The following is a 24,236-nucleotide window of genomic DNA, read 5'->3' as shown; positions in this document are numbered from 1 at the left end:
ATGTCGAAACCTACTCATCCGCTCACGCCGGTTTCCTCCCGTTCGGGGGCGATCCTCGCGAGCTTCTCGTTCGGCCTACTCGCGGCTGCAACGGCTTTCCTCGTTCTGTTCGCCGTTGTGCCGGCATTCTATTGGTCCACTCGCGATCAAATTGAGCTGCCGTTCGACCTGACAGCCATATTGCGCTTGATCGCGATGTCGCACCACGCCGCTGCACCTGTATTGATCCTGAGCGGGGAAGCAAGCGCACGGCTGGCAGCATTGGCCACGTATATCGTTGCTTGGTTTGGCTATCCCGTTGCAATTGGAACGGCAAGCTGGGCGTTGCTGACGAGCATCGACATGGCCATCCAGTTGCCGCTTCGCATGATCGGTGCGGTCTTGGCCGGGTGGGTTGTTGCGGTTCACATCTATCGTCAAGTGCTTTCGCGAACCCCGAAACTAAGGAATGCGCGCTGGATCGATGGGCCGAAGACCCTGTGGTTTGGCGCAGCGATCGGCGCGGCGCAAAATCATTTGGCGGCTTTGGTCGCGGAATCCCCCGGCGGAATCGAACTTGCGCCCGGCCTCCGGCTTCCCAAACTGGCCGAGCATGAATCGGTCTTCAGCATCGGCTTACCTGGCTCCGGCAAGACCGCGATTGCCGAAGGGCTGGCCCGCCAAGCGACGTTGCGCGGTGATCACGTTCTCCACCTCGACGTCAAGGGAGCCCTCCACAAGCGGATCACGGCTTTAATCGGCCGAGGGACCAGCAGCGTCATCGGAATCGGACGCGCTTCGTCGGTTTGGGCAATCGGCCGCGACGTCCGGTCACCGGCGGCTGCCAGCCGCGTCCCCACAATCATGATACCGGAATCCCGCGACCCCGTCTGGTCAGCGGCGTCCCGCCTGGTCCTGAAAGGACTTATCCTGAAACTTATCGCCGAGCATAGACAGCAATGGGGTTGGCGAGAGCTGCAGACCGCGATCTCGAAGCCGGTCGAAGAGATCGCCAACGACCTCCGGCCAACAATGCGCCAGGTCGCCGAAATGTTGCGCGGCAAAGGCGACGATCCCACTACCATGTCTCTCTCTGTCGTATTCAACATGATCGCCCACATCGCCGAGATCGTCGATACCTGTGCCGCGATGGAGGCGGACGGGCGCCCGCGCATTTCGCTTCTAGATTGGGCGAGAAAGCGATCCCGCCAGCGCGTCATCATCCTGCGGCATGATCTTTCCAATCGCGACAATTCCGAACTGCTGCTGACCCTGATGTTTCGGGTGTTGGCAAGCGAGCTTCTTGCGCCTGACTTGGCCGACAATGTCGACCACGGCGTCTGGATCTTCGCGGATGAACTTCCCCGTTTTCGTGGAGCGATGAAGGATGTCATGCAGCTCGCTTCGCTGGGACGGTCTCGCGGGATCCGCGTTGTCGCAACAGCGCAGAGCCTCGCACAGATCGAGGACGCCTCAACCAAGGCGGCGGCGGAAGCTCTAACCGAGAACTTTGCGACCATCATCGTCTGCAAAGCAAGGCCCGGCAAAAACGCGACCGAGCTCTCCGAATCCTTGATGGGTATGACAACATTCGGGATTGACCGGCCCGGCAAGCAAGGTGAGACCGAATTGCACAAGGTGCCAGCTCTATCCCCTCACGAGATGTCCACCAGTCTCGGTCTGACGGTCGACTGGCGAGGGAGTAAATCGATCCGTGCATCGATCGTCGGATTCGACAACGTTTACGTGGTTGAATGGCCACTCGATGCTTGGCAGCGGCTTTAGTTCGTCTTCACTGGTCTCACCGAACGCAATGGAAATGCCCGTCACCTCAGTGACGGGCATTTATTTTTAACCGCCCCCGGACTGCAGCCCTTATCTCGGGGAGGTGCCCGGTAAGCCCATCTGCCGAACGCGCATGCTCGCTTGCATCATATTGCAGGTGAGTGAGATGGTCGCAATCGTCGCAGCCGGGACGTCAGCCGAATACTACATTGCCTCGTCCGACTACTATGTCGGCGGCAGCGAACCCGCGGGTCGATGGGTGGCGGTGGGCGTCGACATCGGCGTTCGCGCAGGATCGGTGATCGAGCGCGAACCGTTCGAGCGGCTCCATGCGGCGCTCGACGCCGAAGGTCGCTTTATGCTCTCGAGCAAAAGCGGGAAAAAGCACGTCGGCGGATATGACATCACGTTTTCGGCGCCGAAGACATGTTCGATTCTCTGGGCGCTCGCCGATGCCGAGCTGCGTGCCAAAATCGAAGAGGCTCAGGCCAGCGCCGTCGAAGCAGCGCTCAAGGCGGTTGAGGCCAACGCCGCGTTCTGCCGGTCGGGCAAGGACGGCGTTCGCCGCGAAACGGTCAAGCTGACGGTTGCCGTGTTTCAACACGGCGACGCGCGCCCTGCACTGCATTCCGATGGTCAGGTGTTTTCGGACTGTGCGCTTCATAGTCACGCGGTTACCGTCAATATCGCTCGCAAACTCGACGAAAGCGCGAACGACCGCACCGACGATGAAGCGAGTCGATCTGGGCGCAAGCGCTATGGAGCTCTGGACGGCAAAGCCATCTTCGCCTGGAAAATGGCGGCCGGAGCCGTCTATCACGCCCAACTTTCCAAAAATTTTCAGGATCTTGGCTTTGCGGTCGGCGATATCGGTAAAAATGGAATTTGGGAAGTCGTTGGAATTGCCCCCCAGCTCAAATCCTATTTCTCAGCTCGCCGTACCGAAATAGAGGGCGAGCTCGAAGCTGCCGGTACCGATAGCGCCAACGCTCCGGCGCTGGCCGCGGCAATCACCAAAGCGACCCGCAGGGCCAAACAGGAGCGACACCAAGACCGTTTCGCATTCTGGCAGCAATGCTCCCGCGACATCGGCTTCGAGCGCGACGCCGTCATCGAATCTTGCTTCGCTGCCGGGCGCGAGCAGCACGCATCGATCGAGAAGGCTGACCGTGAACGCATCCTCCGGGCGCGCCTCGCAGCTCTTCCCGGTCAGCTCACCGAGCATGAAAGCACCTTTGAACGCCGGCACCTCTACGCCGCCGTAGCCGCCGCATTCGTCGGAACCGGCGAGGGCGCGGAACGCGTCGAGACGGAGGTCGATAACTTCATCGCGACAAAGGCGGTTGTCACCCTGGATCACGACGTGTGGGGGCATCAGGTTTTCACTACGCCGGACATCCTGCGCATCGAATCTGAAATCGGCGAGATGGCGGCGCGGCTTTCGAGAAAATCTCCAGGCGCGCCGCCCCCATCGATCGTCGACGATCTGATCCGCAAGCACGGCCTCAACAAAGAACAAGCTAATGCCGTCCGCGCGGCGACCAACGGAGCCAAGATCACGATTCTTGAGGGCGCCCCAGGCGCGGGAAAGACGACGGCTTTGGCTGCTATCACCGAGTCCTGGACCCACGCCGGTACAGGGTTTCGTGTGATCGGCGCTTCCACAGCTTGGAAGATTTCGCACGCCCTTCGCGATGATTTGGCGATCGATGCGCGCGCAACAGACTCGTGGCGCGTCGGCGCCGAACACGGCGTTCCATTCCTCGATAAAAACACCGTACTGATCGTTGACGAAGCTGGCCTTCTCTCAAGTCGTCAGATGCATAGTATATTGTCAGCGGTAGAGGCTGCCGATGCAAGCGGTCTCGATCCGCATCTCATCCTCGTGGGTGACCGCAACCAGCTGCAGAGCGTGGGCGCCGGCCCGGGATTGGCGCTCGCAGCAAATTTTTCGTCGGTACAATCGGTCGCCAAGATCGTTCGGCAGCACGAGCAATGGGCGCGAGATGCTGTTACTGCCTTCGGGAGAGGCGGTGCTGGCGAAGCGCTGGAAGCATTTGATAGCCGAGGCTTGCTCCATGAGACCGTTGGCCCCAAGGCCACCGTCCGCGCAATGGTTGATGCCTGGGAAGCTCATGAGAAGACCGCGCCCGGACATTCTCTTCTCATAGCCAAAACCAACACCCAGGTGCGCGCGATTTCGGCGGAGGTTCGCGCCCGGCTGCGCCGACGGAACGTCATTCATGGCGAGGATGTGACGCTCAAAGCCGTTACATCGTCCAATTTGAACGTGCCGTTGCCCTTGGCCGATGGCGATCGCATTCGATTCTTAACCCGTATCAAAGTCGGCGGCATCGAGACGATCAACGGCACCGAAGGAACCGTCGAGTCAATTCACACCGTCGGCGATGAACGTTTTGATATTGCGGTGCGAACCGGCGCAGGTCGCTTTACATTCTCGACCGACGAGATCGCTGACGACAAGGGGCGCGTTAAGCTGACCCACGCTTACGCGACGACCATTTATGGCGCGCAGGGCTGCACCACTGACCGGGCATTCGTGTGGCTATCGCCGGAGATGGATCGCCATTCAATCGTGGTCGCTGCGAGCCGGGCACGCAATACCACCGACCTGTTTTGCGATCGTAAATCGCTCGATTCCAGAATTATAGCGGAGATGCCTCTTTCCGAACGAAGCCACGCGGATGAAATCGACCCGATATCGCGGCGGACTTACCTGGCAGGCCAGCTGGCTCGCTCAGGTTTCAAGCGCTCGTCCCTCGACATTCTGGTAGCCGCACAGGCCCGTACCGACCTCGCTGAGCTTGCGAAGGGCTTTGCGGTCGAGGATTCCAGTGCAAATCGGCGTGTCAAGAAAGAGCTCAGCCATGAGCTCTAGGCGCCTTTCGTTGAAAAAACGACCGTCCGATCCGGAATTTTGGACTGTCGAAAAAGAGCTGCCCGATCCGATCCCAGTCTCAAAGGCCGAATTGGACGCGATCGAGCGATATTTCGGCGAGTTGCTCGACGCCGTTTTCGAACCCAGACCCCGCACACTACCGGCAGCTACCACGGTATATCAAAAAGGAGACAAGCGATGACCATCCGTCCATTTTATGAACCCCGCGTCTTGGAAATGCGCCTGGAGAAATACGCGAAAATCGCGATCGACGGTGGAATCTGGTTGCTCGGCGAACTGTTGGCTCAAGGCCTTCCAGTGAATAATGTCTTCGTCCCTGATACCACCTACGTTTTCAGGCCCCGACATGAAGATACTTCGATCACAGAGCTTTGCCGAGTCAATGAAGATCTGCGCCATCGGATCTTTGTAGCAGGATTTCTGCAGTTGCCGGACAATGGCGCACAGGCAACCTTTCAACGGTTGCTTCCCACCCACACAGAGATGTTGAACGATGCGCTTCGCGTAGATTGGAGACGCCGCACGGGCAAGATGATCAATCTCAGCAAACCGCGCGCGGTCCCTTCAACTGTTGCAAACGAGTTGCTTCACAAGCTCGCGCCGCCTCGTTAGACTCAACGGAAACCTTTTATAGGAGCATATTTCGATGGCACGGAAGCACCTTCGAACGTTGGAGAACGTCGCTGCGGATGTGTCCAAGCGGTCTCGGAATATCTTGATCTACATTCGCGTTTCGACCGAGAAACAAGCCAGCAATGCACTTAGTCTCGGGTCGCAGGAAGAAAATTTGATCGCGCGCTGCAAACGCGACGGCGACAACATCGTTGGAATCTTCCGCGAGGAAGGTGAGACTGCCACGAATATGAGGCGCCCCGCCTTCGAACAGATGATCGCTCGCGCGACGGACGGAACGCGTACCATCGACGCCATCATGGTCTATTCGTTCTCGCGGGCTTTCCGAAACCAAGTCGAGCAGGAGCTAACGGTTCAGACCCTGCGCAAGCATAAGGTCGAACTGATCTCGCACGCCGAGCCGTTGGCGAACGACGACACGGGTGACATGTTCAGAAAATTCATCGGCATCGTGAATGAATACCAGTCCAAGGAGACGTCCCGATCGACCATGCGCACGATGAAGGCCAACGCGAAACTCGGCTACTCCAACGGCGGCATCATTCCCTACGGCTACAAATCCGTTGATGCCGAAGTGATCGGCAACAAGCAGAAGAAGAGACTCGCCATCGAGCCGGTCGAAGCCGAGACGGTCATCCACGCCTTCGACCTTGCCAAGAACGGGGACGGCACCGGCGGCCCGCTGGGAACGAAGAAGATCGCGGAATGGCTCAATGCACGCGGCTATCGCTCACGGAATGGCTCACTGTTCGGGACTGGCACCATTCACGAGATCCTCACGCGTCGCGCCTACACGGGCGTTCGGAACTTCAACGAATTTGCGCGGAAGAGTGACGGAGAACGCAAGGTTCAATCGGAAATCATCGAATATGAAATTCCCACGATTATCGACCAAGCGACATTCGAAGCCGTTCAAACCCTTCTGGTTTCGCGTCATCCAAGATCTCGGGGCCCGCGTCTCAGCGCTGCTCCCTCGTTGCTCGGCGGACTCGTCCGATGTGATTGCGAAAAATCCTGCTCGTTGACCACCGCCACCGGCACGTCGCGCACCGGCGTGATCTACGCGTATTACAAATGCGTCCAGGCCATCAAGCAGGGACGCCACAAAGAAGGCAACGGGGCGACCTGCGTCAACCGAAAGATTCCGCGGCCCGTCATCGAAAAGCTCGTCGTAGACGCTCTGCTCGACCAATTGCTCCAACCAGAGCGCGTAACCTCGATACTGCTGGCCCTCAAAGCCCGCCGGGATGAACGGCAAGCCTCTGCTGACCGCCGGGTCGTCGATCTTGGGCGCCAGGCCTCCGACGCAGAAGAACGCCTCGGGCGGCTTTACGCGGCCATCGAGGCGGGTTCCATCGATGGCACCGATCCAAGTCTCAAAGAACGCGTTGCCGCCTTGAAGAACGCCCGTGACCGGGCCGTGGAGGCCGCCGATTACGCCAGGAAATCCAGTGCGCTTCCCGTCCAGATCGACCCCATCGCCATTGATCGGTTTACCCGTCTGATGCGCGAACAGCTCATTTCGGGCGACGTCGCAGCCCGCAAAGCTTATCTCGCCAGCATCGTCGATGCGGTGATCGTTTCGGAGGACAAAATCCGAATCATCGGCTCGAACGACAATATCCGGTCAACGTTCGGCCCCAAGGGTCAACCCACGCCCGTGGTTCGTAAATCTGTTCAGGAATGGTGCCCAGGGGCGGGATCGAACCACCGACACTGCGATTTTCAGTCGCATGCTCTACCAACTGAGCTACCTGGGCGCCGCCCCGAACGCTGCCCGGGGAGAGCGCCGGTTTATAGTGAGACAGGGCCGCGCTGTCCAGCCATCGGCGGAATTTCCCGGTGGGCAGTGAGCGGCGGGAGCGCCTCGTAAAATTCCATCGGATTCAAGGGCTTCCGGCGCGGCTGGAACGCGCCAAACGGCCTATTTCGGCTCGTCCGGCTCATCCTCGTCGTCGCTCTCCCGGGCCGGAATGGCATAGGAGCCGGACAACCACCGATTCAGGTCGACGTCGCGGCAGCGCGCCGAGCAGAACGGCCTGGAGGCTTCGACCGACGGCTTGCCGCAGATCGGACAGGGTTTCGCGGCGGGCGCGGATTTGGCGCCGTCAGCTGGCATTCAACCAGCCGAACCGGATCGGGAAGCCCTCGCCGCCAAGCAGCGCCGCGGTTTCGTACAAGGGCAATCCTACGACGTTGGTGTAGGAGCCGACCAGCTTCACCACGAACGAACCGGCGATGCCCTGCACGGCATAGCCGCCAGCCTTGCTGCGCCATTCGCCGGAGCCGATGTAGGCTTGGATGTCATCCTCGCTCAGCCGCTTGAAGCGTACCCGGGTTTCCACCAGCCGCTGGCGGAAGGCCTCCTTCGGGGTCACCAGGCAGATCGCGGTATAGACGCGATGGTTGCGGCCCGACAGCAGCCGCAGGCATTGCGACGCCTCGTCCACCAGTTCCGCCTTCGGCAGAATCCGGCGGCCGACCGCGACCACGGTATCGGCGGCAAGAATGTAGGAGCCACGCAGTTCGTCATCGAGCTGCACCGACTTGAGCGCGGCGTCGGCCTTGGCGCGCGCGAGGCGATTGGCGCAGGCGCGCGGCAGCTCGCCGCGCCTCGGGGTCTCATCGACATCGGCCGGACGCAGCGCGTCGGGCTCGATACCGGCCTGATTGAGCAGGCTGAGACGCCGCGGCGAGCCGGAGGCGAGAACAAATTTGGGACTGCCTAGCATGCGGGATTTATCGATTTGCTCGGGGGTCAATGGGCGCGGAAACTATCCGAAGGGCGTGGTCACGACAACAGTATGGCGGCTGATCAGGGTTCGATTTCCGACGATTTCGCCTACTCGTTCTTGATGGCGGCCGGTGCGAAACGCTCGCGGATGCGCTGGCGCAAACTGTCCCGGACATGCCGGTAGGCATCGAGCTGCAGTTCGCGGCGGCCCTCGACGCCGACCGGGTCGGGCGTCGGCCAGTATTCGACCGCGGTCGCCGAGGTCGTGGTCAACTGCAGCGCCTTGTGATGCGCCTCCGGCGACAGCGTCACGATCAGATCGAAATTCAGGCCTTCCCAGTCTTCCAGATCCGCAACCGTCCACGGCTTGTGATTTGAAATATCGAGACCGATCTCCTTCATCACTGCGACGGCGAAGGGATCGAGGTCGGCCTTGCTGACCCCGGCCGACTGCACATAGAGCCCGCGCGGAACCAGATGGCGCAACAGGCACGCAGCGGTCGGAGAGCGGACGCTGTTCTGTCCGCACATGAACAGGACGGCTTGCGGAGAATGCGCCATCTGTCAGGCTCGTCCGTCAGTGATGCACACCAGACTCGTCATGCATTTTGGCTTGCGCATGATCTGATCCGAAAACCGGTTTCCACTTTTCGGGATCATGCGCCGCTACCGTCACCTTTCCAGTGCAGCACCGAGATCAGGGTGAACAGCCGGCGCGAGGTCTCGAAGTCGATCCGCACCTTGCCCTCGAGTCGCTCCATCAGCGTGCGCGAGCCTTCGTCGTGCACGCCGCGGCGGCCCATATCGATGGCTTCAATCTTGTCCGGCGTCGCGGTGCGGATCGCCTGATAGTAGCTGTCGCAGATCATGAAGTAGTCCTTCACGATCCGGCGGAACGGCGTCAGCGACAACAGATGCACGACACAGGGCGTGCCGTCCTCGCGCTTGATATCGAACATCAGGCGATTGCCGGTGATGCCGATATGCAGGGTGAACGGCCCGTGATGCCCCCCTTCCGGCACGAACAGGTTTTTCTCGACGAGATCGTAGATCGCAATCGCGCGCTCATGCTCGATGTCCGGCCCCGATCGCCCGATCGATTCCTCATCGAGCGTCACCGCGACGACGCGGTTGTTGGCATTTTCATCTGGCGGGGGCTTGCTCATGTGAGATTGAGCCGCAACCCGACCGAGCGCGCGTGGGCGTCGAGCCCTTCGGCGTTGCCGAGCGTCATCGCCGCCGGCCCCAAAGCGCGGAGCTGCTCGGGTCCGCATTTCAAAATCGACGTCCGCTTCATGAAATCGAGCACGCCGAGGCCCGACGAGAAACGCGCCGAGCGCGCCGTCGGCAGCACGTGATTTGAGCCGCCAACATAGTCGCCGATCGCTTCCGGCGTGTGCGCACCGAGAAAGATCGCGCCGGCATTGCGGATGCGCGCGCTCAGGCTCTCGGGATCGGCCGTGATGATTTCCAGATGCTCCGCAGCAATGGCGTCGGCAAGCGCGACCGATTCATCGAGCGTCTTGACGACAATAATCGCGCCGAATTCGTTCCACGAGGCGCGTGCAATCGCCGCGCGCGGCAGTGTCGTCAATTGGGCTTCGACCGCACGCTCAACGTCGTTCGCAAGCGTCCCGTCATCGGTTATCAGAATCGATTGCGCGTTGGCGTCGTGTTCGGCCTGCGCCAGCAAATCGGCTGCGATCCAGTCTGGATTCGCGGTGCGATCCGCGATCACCAGCACCTCGGATGGCCCAGCGATCATATCAATGCCGACCTTGCCGAACACCAGCCGCTTGGCTGCAGCAACATAGGCATTGCCAGGGCCAACGATCTTCGCCACCGGCTTGATGGTCGCGGTGCCATAAGCGAGTGCCGCAACGGCCTGCGCGCCGCCAACGCGGTAGATTTCCGACACGCCGCCGAGTTGCGCCGCTGCCAGCACCAGCGGATTGAGCTTGCCATCCGGCGACGGCACCACCATCACCACGCGCCCGACACCGGCGACCTTGGCGGGCACCGCATTCATGAGGACCGACGACGGATAGGCGGCCGTGCCGCCCGGCACATAGAGGCCGACGGCCTCAATGGCGCTCCAGCGCCAGCCGAGTTCGACGCCAGCGGTGTCGGTGAAGCGTTCGTCCTTGGGTATCTGCCGCTGGTGAAACACCGCGATGCGGTCGCGCGCGAACTTCAGGGCATCGAGCGTCGCAGGATCGCAGGCCTTCACCGCAGCTTCGGTTTCCGTCGCCGTAATCCGCAGTCCGCTTGCGGCCACATCCAGCCGGTCGAACTTCTTCGTCGCCGCAACCAGCGCCGCATCGCCATGCTTCGCGACATCGTCGACGATCGCGCGCGCTGCCGCGTCAATATCGGCGGAAACCTCCCGCTTCATGTCGAGAAAGGCGTTGAAGCGCTCGCTGAAGTCGGCGCTGTGGCTGTTGAGGCGGATCGGCATTCCAGGGTCCGGCAGGCTAGTGGTCCGATTCTAACATTCGCATCCCATTTCAGCAGGCATTCTTGCGAATGTTAGAATCGATAGACCACTAGCAAATATAAGTTTCCAGTGGAGTTTGGATTTGACATTCGCTTTGCGAACTCGCCGCCAGAGGGGTAGCGAATGTCAAATCCACTCCACTGGCGCATAATCATTTAGAGGCGTGGTCATTGGCGCGATGCCAGATCACCGTCAACCCATAACATTCCCGGAATGAAACCGCGAGCGGGACCGCCCGGATTGGTTGCTAAATGTCTGTGTCCGCAGGCAGATTAGGTGGCAGCGGCGCCGTCCACCAGATCAGCGTCCAGACCGTCCGGGCCGAGATCGGCCAGTTCGCATTCGAGGCATTCGACATCGAGGCGCAACACCCCACCACTGGCGAACAGCAGCATCACCTGACCGCCCGGTTTCTTGCCCGGATGGAATTCCAGCCCGAGCAGGGTCAACGGAAGTTCCGGGGCGTCCATGTCGATCTCGCGCGATTGGCACGCCAGCACCCGGTCAAAACGAAGCGCTGAGATCAACCGCCGCGGGACACAATCGCCTGCAATGATATCCTCGCAGTCCAGCCGCCTCATGGCGACCACAAGACGCTTCTCGGCTTGGCGCCAGAGGATGTCGCCCGCAACCACCGCCGCATCCTGAATATGCGCGGAGATGACCGCAAGATCGTCGCCGTCCAGCGCGGCGAGCTTGCGTTGAGTAAACTTTTGCTGAGACGCTTTGTTCTGAGACATAGCCCTCGCCTTCACTTCAATTGGGCATGATCTTTTCCGAAAACCGGTTTCCACTTTTCGGGATCACGCCCCTAACTATCCGCTGATACGCTCGATGGTCGCACCGCACGCCGACAATTTTTCCTCAAGCCGCTCGAAGCCGCGGTCAAGATGATAGATGCGGTTGACCATGGTCTCGCCTTCAGCAGCAAGACCTGCAATCACCAGCGACACGGACGCGCGCAGGTCGGTCGCCATCACCGGCGCGCCACGCAGCTTGGCAATGCCGTCGATGATCGCGGTTTCGCCGTCGAGGGAGATTCTGGCACCGAAGCGCGCCAGCTCCTGCACATGCATGAAGCGATTCTCGAAAATCGTCTCGGTGATATGCGACGAGCCCTTCGCGCAGGCCATCAGCGCCATCAACTGCGCCTGCAGATCGGTGGGGAAGCCGGGGAAAGGCGCGGTCGTGACCTTCACCGGACTGATGCCCGCGCCGTTACGCGTGACGCGGATGCCTTCATTGTTCGGCGTAATGGTCGCGCCCGCTTCTGTCAGCACGTCGAGCGCGGATTGCAGCAGTTCCGGACGCGCACCGGCGAGTTGAACGTCGCCGCCGGTCATCGCAACCGCCATGGCATAGGTGCCGGCCTCGATCCGGTCCGGCAGCACCGTATGCCGCGCGCCATGCAGCTTGCTGACGCCCTCGATCACGATACGCGGCGTCCCCGCGCCGGAAATCTTCGCGCCCATCTTGTTGAGACAGTCGGCGACATCGACGATCTCCGGCTCGCAGGCCGCGTTATTGATCGCCGTCGTGCCTCTGGCCAGCGTCGCGGCCATCAGCGCGACGTGAGTGCCGCTGACGGTGACCTTGGGGAAATCGATCTCGGCACCGACAAGGCCGCCGGGTGCTTTCGCGATTACATAGCCGCCATCGATCTGCAATTCCGCGCCGAGTTTCTCGAGCGCCATGATAAGGAGATCCACGGGACGGGTGCCGATGGCGCAGCCGCCGGGCAGTGACACCCTGGCTTCCTTCATGCGCGCGAGCAGCGGTGCGATCACCCAGAAACTGGCGCGCATCTTCGAGACCAGTTCGTAAGGGGCCGTGGTGTCGATAATGTTCGCCGCCGAAATGTGCAACGTCTGCCCCTGATACTCGTGGTCGCCGGGGCGCTTGCCCTTCGACATGATGTCAAGGCCATGATTGCCGAGAATCCGCTGCAACTGGGCGACGTCGGCCAGACGCGGCACGTTGTCGAGAATCAGGGTCTCATCGGTCAGCAGGCTGGCGATCATCAGCGGCAACGCCGCGTTCTTCGCGCCGGAAATCGGAATAGTGCCATTGAGCTTGTTGCCGCCGACAATGCGAATGCGATCCATGCCAAAACCTGCCCTGTTGCGGATAACCGGCTTTTAGCGTGTTTCGTCGGAGGTGGAAACCACGCGCCGGGACGCCTAAAACCCGGCATTTCAGGTTAATACCTGAAAAATCGCTCGAATTGTGTCGGCCGCACGAGGTCGGTCCCTTGCGGAGGCATGGCCGAAACGCGATCAGGCCCCGGCCTTGTGGATGTCTTCCATTTCGAGGATCGGCTTCGGATAGCCGCGCTTGGCGACTTCGAGCATGGCACGGCCGACTTCCTCCGTCGTCGTGACGAACTTCGGCGCAGCCTGATGCAGGAAGCTCAGCAGCGGCCCGGTCGCGACATAGATCGCCTGGACCCACGCCGTCTTCGACCGGACGCCGTGCAGCGGCTGGATCGCGCCGGGGCGGAACATGTAGGCGGCCTTGAACGGCAGCTTGAGCAGGTCGTTCTCGGTCTTGCCTTTAACACGCGCCCACATGACTCGGCCCTGCTCGGTGCTGTCGGTGCTCGCACCGGTGACATAGACGAAGGTCATGCCCGGATTGAGTCGCGCCAGTGGTCGCGCCGCCGCCAGGGTAATGTCGTAGGTCAGACGGCGGTAGCGCTCTTCGTCCAAGCCTAACGAGGACACACCGAGACAGAAGAAGCAGGCGTCATAACCGGTGATGTCTCCTTCGATGGCGGAGAAATCGAGAAAGTCCTTGTGCACGAGCTCGCGCAGCTTCGGATGCTGCTGACCGGTGGCGCTGCGGCCGACGGTCAATACTTCCGCCACATCGGGATCGCGCAGGCATTCGCGCAGAACGCCCTGTCCCACCATGCCAGTCGCGCCGAAGACAATGACTTTCATCGACACTCCGTGGTCAGGCGCGTGTCACACCGTCTTGAAACGCTTGATACCGAGTATGATCAAGCCGATGAAAAACAGCAGTACGATCCCTTGCGTAATCGCAAACGGCGGCTCGGCTCCGGTCGGCGCATAGACGTTCAGCAACGCCACCTTCTGGAAGCCTTGTGCGATCAGGACGAAGACATTGAACCAGAGCGCGAGCATCGCGGTGACCACGTAAACGGCGCGCCAGACACCGGAAAGACCCTTCCCATAGAGGGCGTAGACAGCGACCGCCAGCAGCGCCAGCGAGATGAGCGCAACAATGTGCGACGGCAGCAGCTTGGTGAAGGGAAACAGGAAGCCGGTCGCGCTGGTGAGAATTGTCAGGACGAGAAACCAGAGCGTCCAGCCGGGCAGCCTGCTCGATGCGAGCATCCCGCCCGCCACCACGAAGCCCAAACCGATGGCGATCATGCTGATGATGAGATGAAGGACCGTGAAACCCGCTAACGACATACCTAAAATCATGATGCGCCCCTGTTTAGAATGAATCCAAGGCTACATGATACCTACGACAGTTCAACCGCCGTTCCATTTCCGCACGCAGTGCTCCTGCAGATTTTTCAGGCACGTTTTGGCGTACCCAATCAGCGATTGAGGAAATCCACCAGCTTCGGGATCACCTGTCCCGGCGCTTCCTCGATCAGCCAGTGTCCCGAGCCCTTAATGATGACACCCTCGACATTGGTGGCGACCAGCTTGCCCTGTTCGATCAGGAAGCCGCCTCCCGCCCTTTCGCCTGATAGAACGAGCATCGGCATCGGAAGCTTGGTCTTTGCGAAGCCTGCGAAATCGTCGGCGTCCTTTTCGAAGGCGCGAAACACCTCGAACCCGGCTTTCATACGGCCCGGCTGCGCATAAGCCTTGGCGTAAAACTTGCGGTCTCTTTGAGAGATAGACTTCGCCGGGTTGGCGGCGAAATCATTCCAGAAGTGTTCGAGATAGATCCGCTCGCGGCCCTGAACCAACGCCAGCGGCGTCTTGCCGTAGAAATGGAAATGCCACAGATCGCGCAGCAGCCAAACGCTTTTCCAGTCGCCGACACCGGGCAGGAAGGCATCCATCAGCACGATACGATCGACTTCCGCCGGATACTGCGCCGCATAGGCGTAGGCGACCATCAAACCGATGTCGTGACCGACGATCTTGACCTTGGTGTATCCGAGGCCTTTCACCAGCGCGTGGATATCCTGCGCCATTTCCTTCTTGGTGTAGCCGCCTTCCGGCGCGTCGGATTTACCGAAGCCCCGCAAGTCCGGGGCAATCACGGTGTGCCGGTTCGCAAGTCCGGGAAACAGCGGCCGCCACATGTGGCTGGTCTCCGCATAACCGTGCAGCAGCACGACGGGATCCCCCTCGCCGGCAATCAGGTAATTCAGCTTCACGCCATTGACCACGGCGGACCGGCTCTGCGGCATCGACTGCGCGGCCGCGTGGCCGGATGACACGGCCACGACGAACGCCACCATTATACTGGCGCCGATCGCACCCCGAAGGACCCGTCGAAAATACCGCATGCTGAAATTCCTTTTGAGGATCGGCACGATCCTGACAATGCAGGGGGACTTGGCAACAAAGGGACTTGGCAACAAAGGGACTTGGCAACAAAGGGACTTGGCAACAAGAGAATTTGGCAAAGCGGCTTGGCAAGCTCAGATCATCGGCAGGTGCAATTCAATAATAACGCGGGATCGGGCCGTTGTGCGGAGTCTTGCGCTTCGACAGATCGAACATGACTTCGTCGACGTAACACCAGCCCCAGCCTTCCGGCGGATCATACCCTTCGATAACGGGATGCTGCGTGGCATGGAAATGTTTCGTGGCGTGCTGGTTCGGCGAATCGTCGCAGCAGCCGACGTGACCGCAGGTCCGGCAGATCCGCAGGTGCAGCCAGACGCTGCCGGTCTTGAGGCACTCCTCGCAGCCAAGTGCGCTCGGGGTGACATTCTTGATGTCCGCGATGTGCTTGCAGGGCATGGTCAGGGTCTCTCGATGAGAGCGTCGTCCGGCAATCGCAGGCTAATGAGGCTGCGCCAGTTTGTCGCCAAGAAAACCGTGCAACGCGGCCACGACCTGCGCACCTTCGCCGATCGCCCCGCCCATGCGCTTGACCGAACCGGCACGCACGTCACCGACAGCGAAAACTCCCGGCACCGACGTCTCCAACCCCGAGACCGGCTTGCCTTCCTCACACTGCGAACCGGTCACCACGAAACCGGTACGATCGAGTTCAACGCCGCACCCTTTCAGCCATGAGGTCGCGGGATCGGCGCCGACGAACAGAAACACGTTGCGGATGTCGCCCGCCGTCTCGATGCCGGTCCGGCGATTGCGCCAGTGCACCCGCTCGAGCCCGCCGTCCGCGCCCTCCAGCCTGACGATCTCGGTGTGGATCATCAGTTCGATATTCGGCGTCGCCATAATGCGGTCGATCAGGTAGCGCGACATGCTGTCGGCGAGACCGCCGCTGCGGATCATCATCCGCACCTTGCTGGCATGACCTGACAGAAACACCGCGGCCTGCCCGGCGGAGTTTCCGCCGCCGACCAGAATGATCTCCTGCTGCGCGCAGAGCCGTCCCTCGATCGGCGATGCCCAGTACCAGACGCCGCGCCCTTCGAACTTGTCGAGATTCTCGATGGCGGGACGCCGATAGCGTGCTCCGCTGGCAACAACGATGGATTTCGCCTTCAGGAAGTGACCGCATTCGGTCGTCAGGCCGAATGCGCCGTTGCTCTTCGAGCAGTCCAGCGATTTCGCCTCGACCGGAATCATCAGGTCCGCGCCGAATTTCTGCGCCTGATTGTAGGCGCGTCCTGCAAGCGCCTGACCCGAGATGCCGGTCGGAAATCCGAGATAGTTCTCGATGCGGGCGCTGGCGCCGGCCTGACCGCCGAAATGGCGCGCATCGAGCACCGCCACCGACAATCCTTCGGACGCTGCATACACGGCGGTTGCGAGTCCGGCGGGACCACCGCCGACGACAGCAACATCGTAGAGCTTGTCCCGGATCGGGCCGCCGATCATTCCCATCGCATAGGCGAGATCGACTTCGCTTGGATTGCGCAGCACGGTGCCATCCGGGACCACCACCAATGGAAGATCGGCGGGCGACGGCGAATAGCGCGCAATCAGATCCGCCGCATCCGTGTCGGCGGCGGGATCGAGCACGTGATGGGGAACGCCGTTGCGTGACAAAAAGCTTTGCAGCCGCACCACACCGCCCAGCGATGGCGAGCCGATCAGCACCGGGCCTCCGACGCCCGCCTGGATCAGCGCAACACGGCGCAAAATCAGTGCGCGCATGATGCGCTCGCCGAGATCGGCTTCGGCGACGAGCAGCGCGCGCAGACTGGCCGGCGGAATCAGCAGCGTCTCGACGTCGCCCTCGGCGGTACCATCCACCAGCGCACGACGGCCAGAAAGCTGTCCGATCTCGGCGAGAAACTGGCCCGGTCCCTGCTCGATCACCGGCGTGACATGGCCCAAGCCGTCGCGCTGGGTGATGGCGACATGGCCCGAAAGAATGACGAACATGCCGGGACCGACCTTGCCGGTCTCGAACAGCAGTTCGCCGTCCTTATGCTGACGCACCTCGCCGAACTGGCGCATGCGGCCGATCTCCGCATCCGCCAACTTCGGAAACGTCTGCTCGAACCGGGGAAATGCCGCGCGTGCAGCGTCCGATTGCGGGGCGCCCGTCCCAATTGCTGCTGCCTGGTCCGTCGCCATCACATGTATTCCTTACATTCGAACCGATGGTCAGCGACGTCCCTCGGTGGAGATCGCGTTCATCAAGCTAGATCGTGTCCGCACGCCCAACAATCAAGCGACGGACGAAGCGGCAGGGTCAATGGTCGCCGTCGCGCCGATTTGAACCCACGCCTGATGCATCGTCCCGCGCCCGCACATCGTCGTCCGGCGTCACAATCGCCATGCCGGCGCGGCCGCGCGCCTGCAACTTGCGGCGCTTCAGATTGTCGCGCAACGCCGATTTCAGCCGTTCGTTGCGGGCCGATTTGGCAGTGTGCTCATTTTTGACGTCGTCCGTCATGACAGGCCTGCTTGCAGCTTTCCTTGACCGGGTATCGCCGGTGTGACGCATTATTTTATATCGAATACGGCAGGCAATGTGACGGGGAGAATGTGATGACGGCTGACGCACCGGGACTTGCGCCGTCAGTGCAGGAGACGCTCAAGAGCTGGCATCGCTTCGTTGAGACCAAGAGCGAGGACGTGCTGCGGCCGCTTTTTGCGGAAACCACCGTGTTCCGCTCGCCGTTCGTGCACCTGCCGATTCCCGGACGTCCGGCCAGCCTGCTAATTCTCTGCGCTGTCGTGCAGATTTTCGAGAATTTCCGCTATCACCGCACCTTCGTGTCCGGAACCCACGATGTGGCACTGGAGTTCAGCGCCAATATCGGTGAGCTGAAACTGAAGGGGATCGATCTGGTGAAGTTCGATCCCGCGGGCAAGATCATCGAATTCGAGGTGATGATCAGGCCTTTCAAGGCCCTGGAGGTCCTGAGCACCCGGATGAGCGCCCGGATTGGCCCTGAACTTGCGAAGTACAAGACAGCCCCTCCGGCCTGAGTTCCAGTCCAAAGACCGAAGAACGGGCCGCTCGGCGCTTGCACCATCAGTGGCCTTATGGCAAAGGAACGCGCGCCTTTAGAGGCTTTTCAGCTGATTCACGTACACGGTACGGTTCTGGCTTTTCTCGTCTGGCGTTCGCTGCCGTAGCTCAGTGGTAGAGCACTCCATTGGTAATGGAGAGGTCGACAGTTCAATCCTGTCTGGCAGCACCAGCCCTTCTCCTGAAAAATCAATAGCCTACTGATAGGCTTGAACTTTTCGCGTCGCCCCTGATACACCGGGGTGTTACACGATGGTTTTGAGAATGGCCTGCCCTACCAAGCGTCACGGTTCCGATAACTGGTACTTCCGACGACAAATCCCCGCCGACGTGCGGTCGATCCTTGAGAAACTGCCAAAGGCGCAGCGTCCGCGGAATTGGTATCGCACCCACATCAGTATCTCGCTCAAGACGGCGAACCGGGCGGAGGCCAAGGGTCGATGCCCGGAGATCGCAGCGGAGGTCGAGAAGCAAATCGCGGCGCTGCGTAGCGGCCCAAAGCCCCTCACGACCATGCAGATCAGCGCCCTCGCCGGTGAAATGTACCGGGCATTCGCAGAGAACCTCGAAGGCAACCCGGTGTTGTCGGCTAAGCAGTGGCTGGAGGTCGCTGAGGTGAATGAGGCCGCACGGAAAGGAGCGTTCGCGCTACCGGCGAGGATGTTCTTCAACCGGACAGAGGCCGATCAGCGGCGCGCCTCCATGGAAAAGCGGTTCGGCCCAATGGTCGATGCCTTCTTGAAGGGGCGGGGCATCTTCACAGTTGAGGAGAGCCGACGGAAACTCATTGACCAGTTCTCTGTTGAAGCCTCTGAGGCCGCAAAGAAGCTGGCCCGCAACGCAGATGGTGACTACACGCCAGACACCTACGTGACCAAATTCCCCGAGTTCGAGGAAAGGCAGAAGGACGGCCCACAGAGCAAGTCGCTCAAGGGGCTGATCGAGGCGTGGTACAAGGCTGCTCTGGATCGGGACGTGAGGAAGCGTGATGCCACCCGCATCAAACGGCGCTTTGAGATGCTGATCGACTTCTTAGGACATGATGACGCGAACCGCGTAACAAAGTTGGATATTATTCGCTGGTGTGACCACCGCCTCGCGAACAAGATCGCCACCAAAACCATCCATGACAGCGACATTTCGTCATTCAAGAACGTCTTCACTTGGGGTGTTGATCGTGAATGGCTTGCAGAAAACCCAACAGAGAAAGTGAAGCTCAACCGGAGAAAACGTGCCCCGGTACTGCGAGATGAGTTTTTCACGCCAGAGGAAGCAAAAACCATTCTCCTTGGCGCGGCATCCGTCAGGGCCAGGCACAGGGAGAACCCTAAGACCACCGCAGCAAAACGCTGGGTGCCTTGGCTATGCGCCTATTCTGGTGCCCGTGTCTCGGAGATGATCCAGATCAGAAAGAAAGACATTCGCGAGGATGCGACGCATGGCTGGGTGATGCGGCTCACGCCCGAGGCCGGGAGCATCAAGAACAACAGGTTTTGCGACGTGCCGGTCCACGAGCATCTGATTGCTACTGGTTTCATTGACTTCGTCGGCAGCGCCAAGGAAGGCCACCTGTTCTGCAACTTTGGAAAGGACGGGACAATCGACGGTCCCGCAGAGGGCGTCTACAAACGCATCTATGAAATGGTGCGCGAGGTCGTTTCGGACCCAGCGGTGCAGCCCAATCACGGTTGGAGGTACACCTTCAATTCGTACGGCCTGCAAGCCGACATTCAGCAGTTGGTTCTTCACGCGATCTCAAATCACTCGCCTCGAACAAAGGGCGAGGAGTACATGAAGGTGACACTCAAGACGCGGGCCGATGCTATGGCGAAGTTCCCGCGCTACTGCATTTGATCGGTGCCGCCACAGACCGAGCAACCTAACTTGTGCTCATTCGCCATTGCCACGCGGCCACACCAAACATAGCAATCATCCAAAGATACCCGCCCCGGCCCCCTTCCGCTCGAACGTATTCAAAGACCAAGAACGCAAGCCCGCAAAAGAAAAAGAAACAGGCCGCGACCCTACATCCCCAAAACCTCACATTGCTGTTTTTGGAGGTCATAGCAAAGCTGATCCCCCCCGAACAGCCCGATTGCCGCTGAGAGCAAACCGACGAAGGCAACAATTTCAGTGGCAGTAGGCGTTGGCACTTTCAGTCACCTGCGGTTGATAGCTGACGGAGCATGTAGCCATCGGAGTATCTTTACGGGGAACTACCGGGGGTGCAACAATAGACGCTTGTTGTGAGTACCCCACATGACACGCGCCCAGGCTCTCCCTACCTGCCCCAAGTGTCGAAGGCCGCTGTCCCTGATGCTCGTCGAGGGGAAACGGAAACTGGCTTGCTCGGCTTGCGAACGACCCGACCCGATGCAATCACCGGATGTGGACGCGCTGTTAGACGGGCTCAAACCGCCCCTCGACAAGGCAACTTCATAGCGGTCGAGGAAAGGCCGCGCGACAAACCGAGCGGATAGGCCGGTACTCCGCCAACATCCGCTCTATCGTTGACGCACCAGCCCAACATGTGCGATTCAATGCGAGGTGAAAACCCCCTGCCATTTGTAGACGATCTACAATCGGCAACCATCATCAGGATGAGCAATGGGGACCACCATGCAAGGCACCTTCACCACACCACAGAGCCACATCACAACGCACCTCGGGCGGATCGGAAGAGACCCTGCGCGGCTCATAGCCGTTGGTGATTACTGGGCAGAGTTTGATGCGCCCGTGGAATTGCTGGACGATCCTCAGACCACATTCACGGAAGACGGTCACGAGCTACTCAAGCTGTGCTTGGCTAACGGCATCCCCTATCGGCCAGCGGGTGACGGACAGGCAATTGCCTTCCCGGTGTGGCTGCTGAGGGAGTTCTATCCGGCCAATCCCTGAGATCGGTGGCGTATGGGTTGTCGTCCAACTGAATGGAAACAGACACGAGAGGCGGCTACGTTCGTGCGCATAGAGAACTGGGATAAGGTTGCAGTACAGACTAATGCTTCCCTCCCGGTTACCTACTATAGGGCACTAAGGGCGCAGCCTACGGGTCGTTAGTGGGACCGTAGGTGACATTGAAGTGTCAGCCTAAGTGGCCCCATGACTGGTGAGACCTCGAAGGAGGACCAGTCATAGGGCCGCATAGGGTGCATCGGCCGAATACCCCATCTCATCATCCTCATCAACACATCCAATAGCCCATAGGTAGAACTGGCCATGAAGCCCAAGACGTGCCCCGACACAACCAGTGTCGTCGCGTCCGCAGAATTGACACCACGCACTAAGAGCAACCCCCTCCATCTAATGCAGCCCGGTGCCGTCATCGCTGCCACCATCGACAGCGAGCCCATCGTCCTCGTTGGCACCATTCCCACCGGACATACTGTGATCCTCTGCCCCAAGGGCTGGCGAGAACTCCTGCGATGGAAGCTGACACGCCTCCGCATAGTCCGAGGCACCATACGCGCCTGCGGCGACGGTCACGCCTCCGGCTTTGCAGCCGCCCGCTTCTTGCTGAGCACCTCTCACAACCACATCGTCCGTCACCGAAACGGCAACCCCTTCGACATCCGGCTCTCCAACATCGTGGCAATCTCGCGCGGCCTCGTGAAGCAAGCGAAGATTGAAGCCGAACGAGGACCAGAGTACGGGGCCGATGTCATCCTTCGGGACGGAAGGCGTCGCTCACGCGAGCGTCCCCAGACCCCAAGTGCGAGGCAGAGAATCGCAAGGGCATTGGCCGTCTAAAAGCGCCTTCAAAGAGCCTCAGGAGCCCGCTGGGGAATCCTATCGCCTGCGCAGGGTTACCCCGTGCCCCCGCGAATGGCCCGCCAGCGGAATCCCTAGTGGCATTGAGAGGGTCGGCATTTTCAGACGCAAATCCGAGAAGCCCTCCCTCGATCCGGTTTCGAGGCGGGCTTCCCCCCGGTGGCCCTCGCCGCCCGCTAGCAGCCCCGCCGAATGTCCTTCCACTATGCTGGCAATCATCCCCGCTACTGGACTTGCCCACTTCCAACGCCCTCGATGCTGACGCGACCCTACGCGGCGCAAAGGACGGGGCGGATTGGTCGTCGTGGTGGGAGAACATTCGGAATGGGGGTCAGGGCCACCTGCGCAATAGGTCCAGAAGCAGCGACAGCCGCGCTTCCCGGGCGGACAAGTCCAACTGGCTGTTCGCCTCCGCTGAGCGTGACGATCCCCCTTAGCGATGGCTTGGTTGTCGCAGCATGTAGGCGACTTCACGGGGACATATTGATGCAGCGAATTAGCGACCAGACATGGAATACAGCGGTGGGATACTTGGCCGCATTCGTATTCGCTGGGATCACCGGGTTTGCGCTGGGCGCAACATTCTCAACAGGTTGTGCGCTCGACCCTCAGAACGCCCCGTTCGGCTGTGCGGAGTTTCTTCTATCGCGGTATCAGACGATGATTGCCGCCGTCATAGCAGCGATTGCCGTATTCCCGGTCTGGCGGCAAGTACGTCTGCAAGGAATGCAAACAGACATTCTGAAAGGTGACGCACTTCGTCAGCGCATTTCTACTATCGGTAAGATGCATAATGATCTCGTGAAGAAAGCCCAGCCGCTACGAGAGCAATTGCAGCTGTACCCCGATCACGTCGATTCTGTCAGCTATTGGGCGCACGACGCTGCACAGCACGTCGATAGTTGCTTGGACTTCGTGTCCGGCCAAAAGTCGCTAAAGCTCGACGGAAAGCAGATCGCGATGGCGAGGACCGATCTGATAGCCAAGTTGACGAAACTATCTCGCGCCCTTTGGGCCATGAATTGGGACGTGTACTTAGAGGACGGAGACGGTCTGGATGATGAGGAAAAAGCCAAGTTTCAGGACGAGGCCGCACAAGCAGAAGCAGACTTAGAGATGACGATTGGTGCGGCACTCAAGAGCCTGGGCGCTGTTCGATCAGCAACTTTCGACGACATCACCCATGCTCGAACAAAATTACAAACCCTCAGCGAGAGCCTACTGTCTCGCGGTGAGTAGTTGTGAGTTGAACAACAACGTGTTCGCGATAGTTGGCAAAAATATCTGAAGTACCACTTCCAAGGGGATGGTGGCACGAGTTCCCCCATGGCCCCGTCACTTCACCTAAACACCCAACGCGCGTGGGTCGTACTCTCGGCTCTCACTCATTCTGTAGCGATGCCGGTGTGCCGATGAACTCCAAGAATGTCCTTCCCAGCCGAGTGCTATGTTGGTTCAAGATCGAACTGCCCGACATCATCACCTTCGAGGAGCCCTCAACAAGACGCTCGGCTTCAAGTTCAGCGACGATGACTTCGAGAAGGTCTTCACGATTGGTAAACTCGGGCACGCCAACCAGAAGAACCGGCCAGAACGATCCCATCATCATCCTACTCGCTTGCGCCACCATGACGGGGGAAGCCTTCGGATTGTCCATCGCCTTCAAAACTCGCACATGGGATGTCGAGAACCTGCCGACGTAGTCCATGAACCTGCCGCGTAAGACATCATCAATGGCGATGCCAGCAGCGGTGTTCAGGACCACGTTCTGAAGAGCCTCAAGTCGCTCCTCGTCGTGCGCTCGCATCGCCTGATCAGTAGCCTCGTACACGATGCCGACGAACTCGGGGTTGTCACCAAGTGACCTCGGATCGAAGCCGTCGAGGCGCTCCTCAAGACCTTGTAGGCCCTTGCCGATCTGCCTGAACCAATCCTCTTGCCGCTTCTTCAGCGGTTCGCCGATGGCACGTTCCAGTATCTCCTGCAACGCATCGCCCACGAAAGGGATTGCAGCAAGACTGACCTTGGCAACCGAGTAACCGAACCTCCCCGGCGCTTGTTCCGGGAAGTCTGGTAGCTGCGGTGGCCTGTCCATGCTCGATCTCCGGGTTCGCGTCTGCCGACACTACCAGCATCTCCGCACCCTCTGATCGTGGTCAGCGAGTTGTCCCCCAAGACCGCCCCGGCAAATGTATGTCCGTAGGGGTATAGGCAAGCGTACAGCGAGAATACGCCAAGAAACATGTCCGTAAGGGTTGACTTCTGTCAACGGACATTAGTATCAACGGTCAACACCC

At 60.1% G+C, this 24,236-nt stretch carries 21 protein-coding genes, 2 tRNA genes and 1 pseudogene; 9 read left to right on the top strand and 15 right to left on the bottom strand.

Going from position 1 to position 24,236, the window contains the following annotated elements; all coding sequences use genetic code 11:
* The 4 genes and pseudogenes from BN32_RS00645 to BN32_RS28180 all read left to right on the top strand — a co-directional run.
* The gene (locus BN32_RS00645) at positions 1 to 1,764 is read left to right on the top strand and encodes a type IV secretion system DNA-binding domain-containing protein (protein WP_019195298.1); all 1,764 of its coding nucleotides are present in this window, start codon (positions 1 to 3) and stop codon (positions 1,762 to 1,764) included.
* Positions 1,765 to 1,897: 133 nt separating this feature from the next.
* Positions 1,898 to 4,663: a MobF family relaxase gene (gene mobF, locus BN32_RS00640; protein WP_019195297.1), complete on the top strand. Its 2,766-nt coding sequence runs from the start codon at positions 1,898 to 1,900 to the stop codon at positions 4,661 to 4,663.
* Between the two features lie 198 nt (positions 4,664 to 4,861).
* Positions 4,862 to 5,296 carry a hypothetical protein gene (locus BN32_RS00635; RefSeq protein WP_019195296.1) on the top strand — a complete coding sequence of 145 codons (435 nt, stop codon included), beginning with the start codon at positions 4,862 to 4,864 and terminating at the stop codon, positions 5,294 to 5,296.
* 34 nt (positions 5,297 to 5,330) lie between these two features.
* Positions 5,331 to 6,440 (top strand): annotated as a pseudogene (locus tag BN32_RS28180) (recombinase family protein); the annotation flags it as partial.
* 561 nt (positions 6,441 to 7,001) lie between these two features.
* On the opposite strand, the gene BN32_RS00620 reads toward BN32_RS28180, so the two are convergent.
* From BN32_RS00620 to BN32_RS00555, 14 genes are all read right to left on the bottom strand, one after another.
* Positions 7,002 to 7,077 (bottom strand) — tRNA-Phe (locus BN32_RS00620).
* A 164-nt stretch (positions 7,078 to 7,241) separates the two neighbouring features.
* The gene (gene yacG, locus BN32_RS00615; RefSeq protein WP_019195295.1) at positions 7,242 to 7,436 is read right to left on the bottom strand and encodes a DNA gyrase inhibitor YacG; all 195 of its coding nucleotides are present in this window, start codon (positions 7,434 to 7,436) and stop codon (positions 7,242 to 7,244) included.
* The gene (locus BN32_RS00610) at positions 7,426 to 8,049 is read right to left on the bottom strand and encodes a Maf-like protein (protein WP_019195294.1); all 624 of its coding nucleotides are present in this window, start codon (positions 8,047 to 8,049) and stop codon (positions 7,426 to 7,428) included. The genes yacG and BN32_RS00610 overlap by 11 nt, the downstream gene beginning before the upstream one ends.
* Before the next feature lie 110 nt (positions 8,050 to 8,159).
* Positions 8,160 to 8,612, bottom strand: a complete 453-nt coding sequence (locus BN32_RS00605; RefSeq protein WP_019195293.1) for an arsenate-mycothiol transferase ArsC — start codon at positions 8,610 to 8,612, stop codon at positions 8,160 to 8,162.
* Between the two features lie 95 nt (positions 8,613 to 8,707).
* Positions 8,708 to 9,217, bottom strand: coding sequence for a UPF0262 family protein (locus BN32_RS00600; RefSeq protein ID WP_019195292.1), 510 nt, complete (start codon positions 9,215 to 9,217; stop codon positions 8,708 to 8,710).
* On the bottom strand, positions 9,214 to 10,509 hold the full coding sequence (gene hisD / locus BN32_RS00595) for a histidinol dehydrogenase (protein WP_019195291.1): 1,296 nt from the start codon (positions 10,507 to 10,509) through the stop codon (positions 9,214 to 9,216). The genes BN32_RS00600 and hisD overlap by 4 nt, the downstream gene beginning before the upstream one ends.
* A 311-nt stretch (positions 10,510 to 10,820) precedes the next feature.
* Positions 10,821 to 11,288, bottom strand: coding sequence for a DUF2948 family protein (locus BN32_RS00590; protein WP_019195290.1), 468 nt, complete (start codon positions 11,286 to 11,288; stop codon positions 10,821 to 10,823).
* A 75-nt stretch (positions 11,289 to 11,363) separates the two neighbouring features.
* On the bottom strand, positions 11,364 to 12,653 hold the full coding sequence (murA, locus tag BN32_RS00585; protein ID WP_019195289.1) for a UDP-N-acetylglucosamine 1-carboxyvinyltransferase: 1,290 nt from the start codon (positions 12,651 to 12,653) through the stop codon (positions 11,364 to 11,366).
* A 171-nt stretch (positions 12,654 to 12,824) separates the two neighbouring features.
* Positions 12,825 to 13,490, bottom strand: a complete 666-nt coding sequence (locus BN32_RS00580) for an NAD-dependent epimerase/dehydratase family protein (RefSeq protein ID WP_040425768.1) — start codon at positions 13,488 to 13,490, stop codon at positions 12,825 to 12,827.
* A gap of 24 nt (positions 13,491 to 13,514) precedes the next feature.
* The gene (locus BN32_RS00575; protein WP_040425278.1) at positions 13,515 to 14,000 is read right to left on the bottom strand and encodes a hypothetical protein; all 486 of its coding nucleotides are present in this window, start codon (positions 13,998 to 14,000) and stop codon (positions 13,515 to 13,517) included.
* Between the two features lie 119 nt (positions 14,001 to 14,119).
* The gene (locus BN32_RS00570) at positions 14,120 to 15,049 is read right to left on the bottom strand and encodes an alpha/beta fold hydrolase (protein ID WP_040425277.1); all 930 of its coding nucleotides are present in this window, start codon (positions 15,047 to 15,049) and stop codon (positions 14,120 to 14,122) included.
* 157 nt (positions 15,050 to 15,206) lie between these two features.
* Entirely contained in the window at positions 15,207 to 15,509 is a 303-nt protein-coding gene (locus tag BN32_RS00565; protein ID WP_019195285.1) for a UBP-type zinc finger domain-containing protein, read from the bottom strand.
* A 42-nt stretch (positions 15,510 to 15,551) separates the two neighbouring features.
* On the bottom strand, positions 15,552 to 17,264 hold the full coding sequence (locus BN32_RS00560; RefSeq protein WP_019195284.1) for an FAD-dependent oxidoreductase: 1,713 nt from the start codon (positions 17,262 to 17,264) through the stop codon (positions 15,552 to 15,554).
* Positions 17,265 to 17,382: 118 nt separating this feature from the next.
* A complete protein-coding gene (locus tag BN32_RS00555) occupies positions 17,383 to 17,586 on the bottom strand; it encodes a hypothetical protein (RefSeq protein WP_019195283.1) in 204 nt (67 codons plus the stop codon).
* A 95-nt stretch (positions 17,587 to 17,681) separates the two neighbouring features.
* Here BN32_RS00555 and BN32_RS00550 point away from each other — a divergent pair, with 95 nt between their 5' ends.
* From BN32_RS00550 to BN32_RS00525, 5 genes are all read left to right on the top strand, one after another.
* Positions 17,682 to 18,125: a hypothetical protein gene (locus BN32_RS00550; RefSeq protein ID WP_019195282.1), complete on the top strand. Its 444-nt coding sequence runs from the start codon at positions 17,682 to 17,684 to the stop codon at positions 18,123 to 18,125.
* Positions 18,126 to 18,265: 140 nt separating this feature from the next.
* Positions 18,266 to 18,340, top strand: a tRNA-Thr gene (locus tag BN32_RS00545).
* Between the two features lie 80 nt (positions 18,341 to 18,420).
* Positions 18,421 to 20,022 carry a DUF6538 domain-containing protein gene (locus tag BN32_RS25495; RefSeq protein WP_019195281.1) on the top strand — a complete coding sequence of 534 codons (1,602 nt, stop codon included), beginning with the start codon at positions 18,421 to 18,423 and terminating at the stop codon, positions 20,020 to 20,022.
* A 753-nt stretch (positions 20,023 to 20,775) separates the two neighbouring features.
* A complete protein-coding gene (locus tag BN32_RS00535; protein WP_019195280.1) occupies positions 20,776 to 21,066 on the top strand; it encodes a hypothetical protein in 291 nt (96 codons plus the stop codon).
* 1,359 nt (positions 21,067 to 22,425) lie between these two features.
* Positions 22,426 to 23,178 (top strand): hypothetical protein, encoded by a 753-nt coding sequence (locus tag BN32_RS00525; RefSeq protein WP_019195278.1) that lies wholly within the window; start codon positions 22,426 to 22,428, stop codon positions 23,176 to 23,178.
* Positions 23,179 to 23,320: 142 nt separating this feature from the next.
* Here the strand turns inward: BN32_RS00525 and BN32_RS00520 are convergent, their stop codons facing one another.
* Complete coding sequence (locus tag BN32_RS00520) at positions 23,321 to 24,034, bottom strand: hypothetical protein (protein WP_019195277.1); 714 nt, start codon at positions 24,032 to 24,034, stop codon at positions 23,321 to 23,323.
* Between the last annotated feature and the right edge of the window lie 202 nt (positions 24,035 to 24,236).

Origin of the sequence: Afipia birgiae 34632 (assembly GCF_000308295.2) — a bacterium.
Lineage (GTDB): Bacteria > Pseudomonadota > Alphaproteobacteria > Rhizobiales > Xanthobacteraceae > Afipia > Afipia birgiae.
Note: the sequence above shows the minus strand (reverse complement) of the source record. Positions and strands in the feature narration are given on the sequence as shown.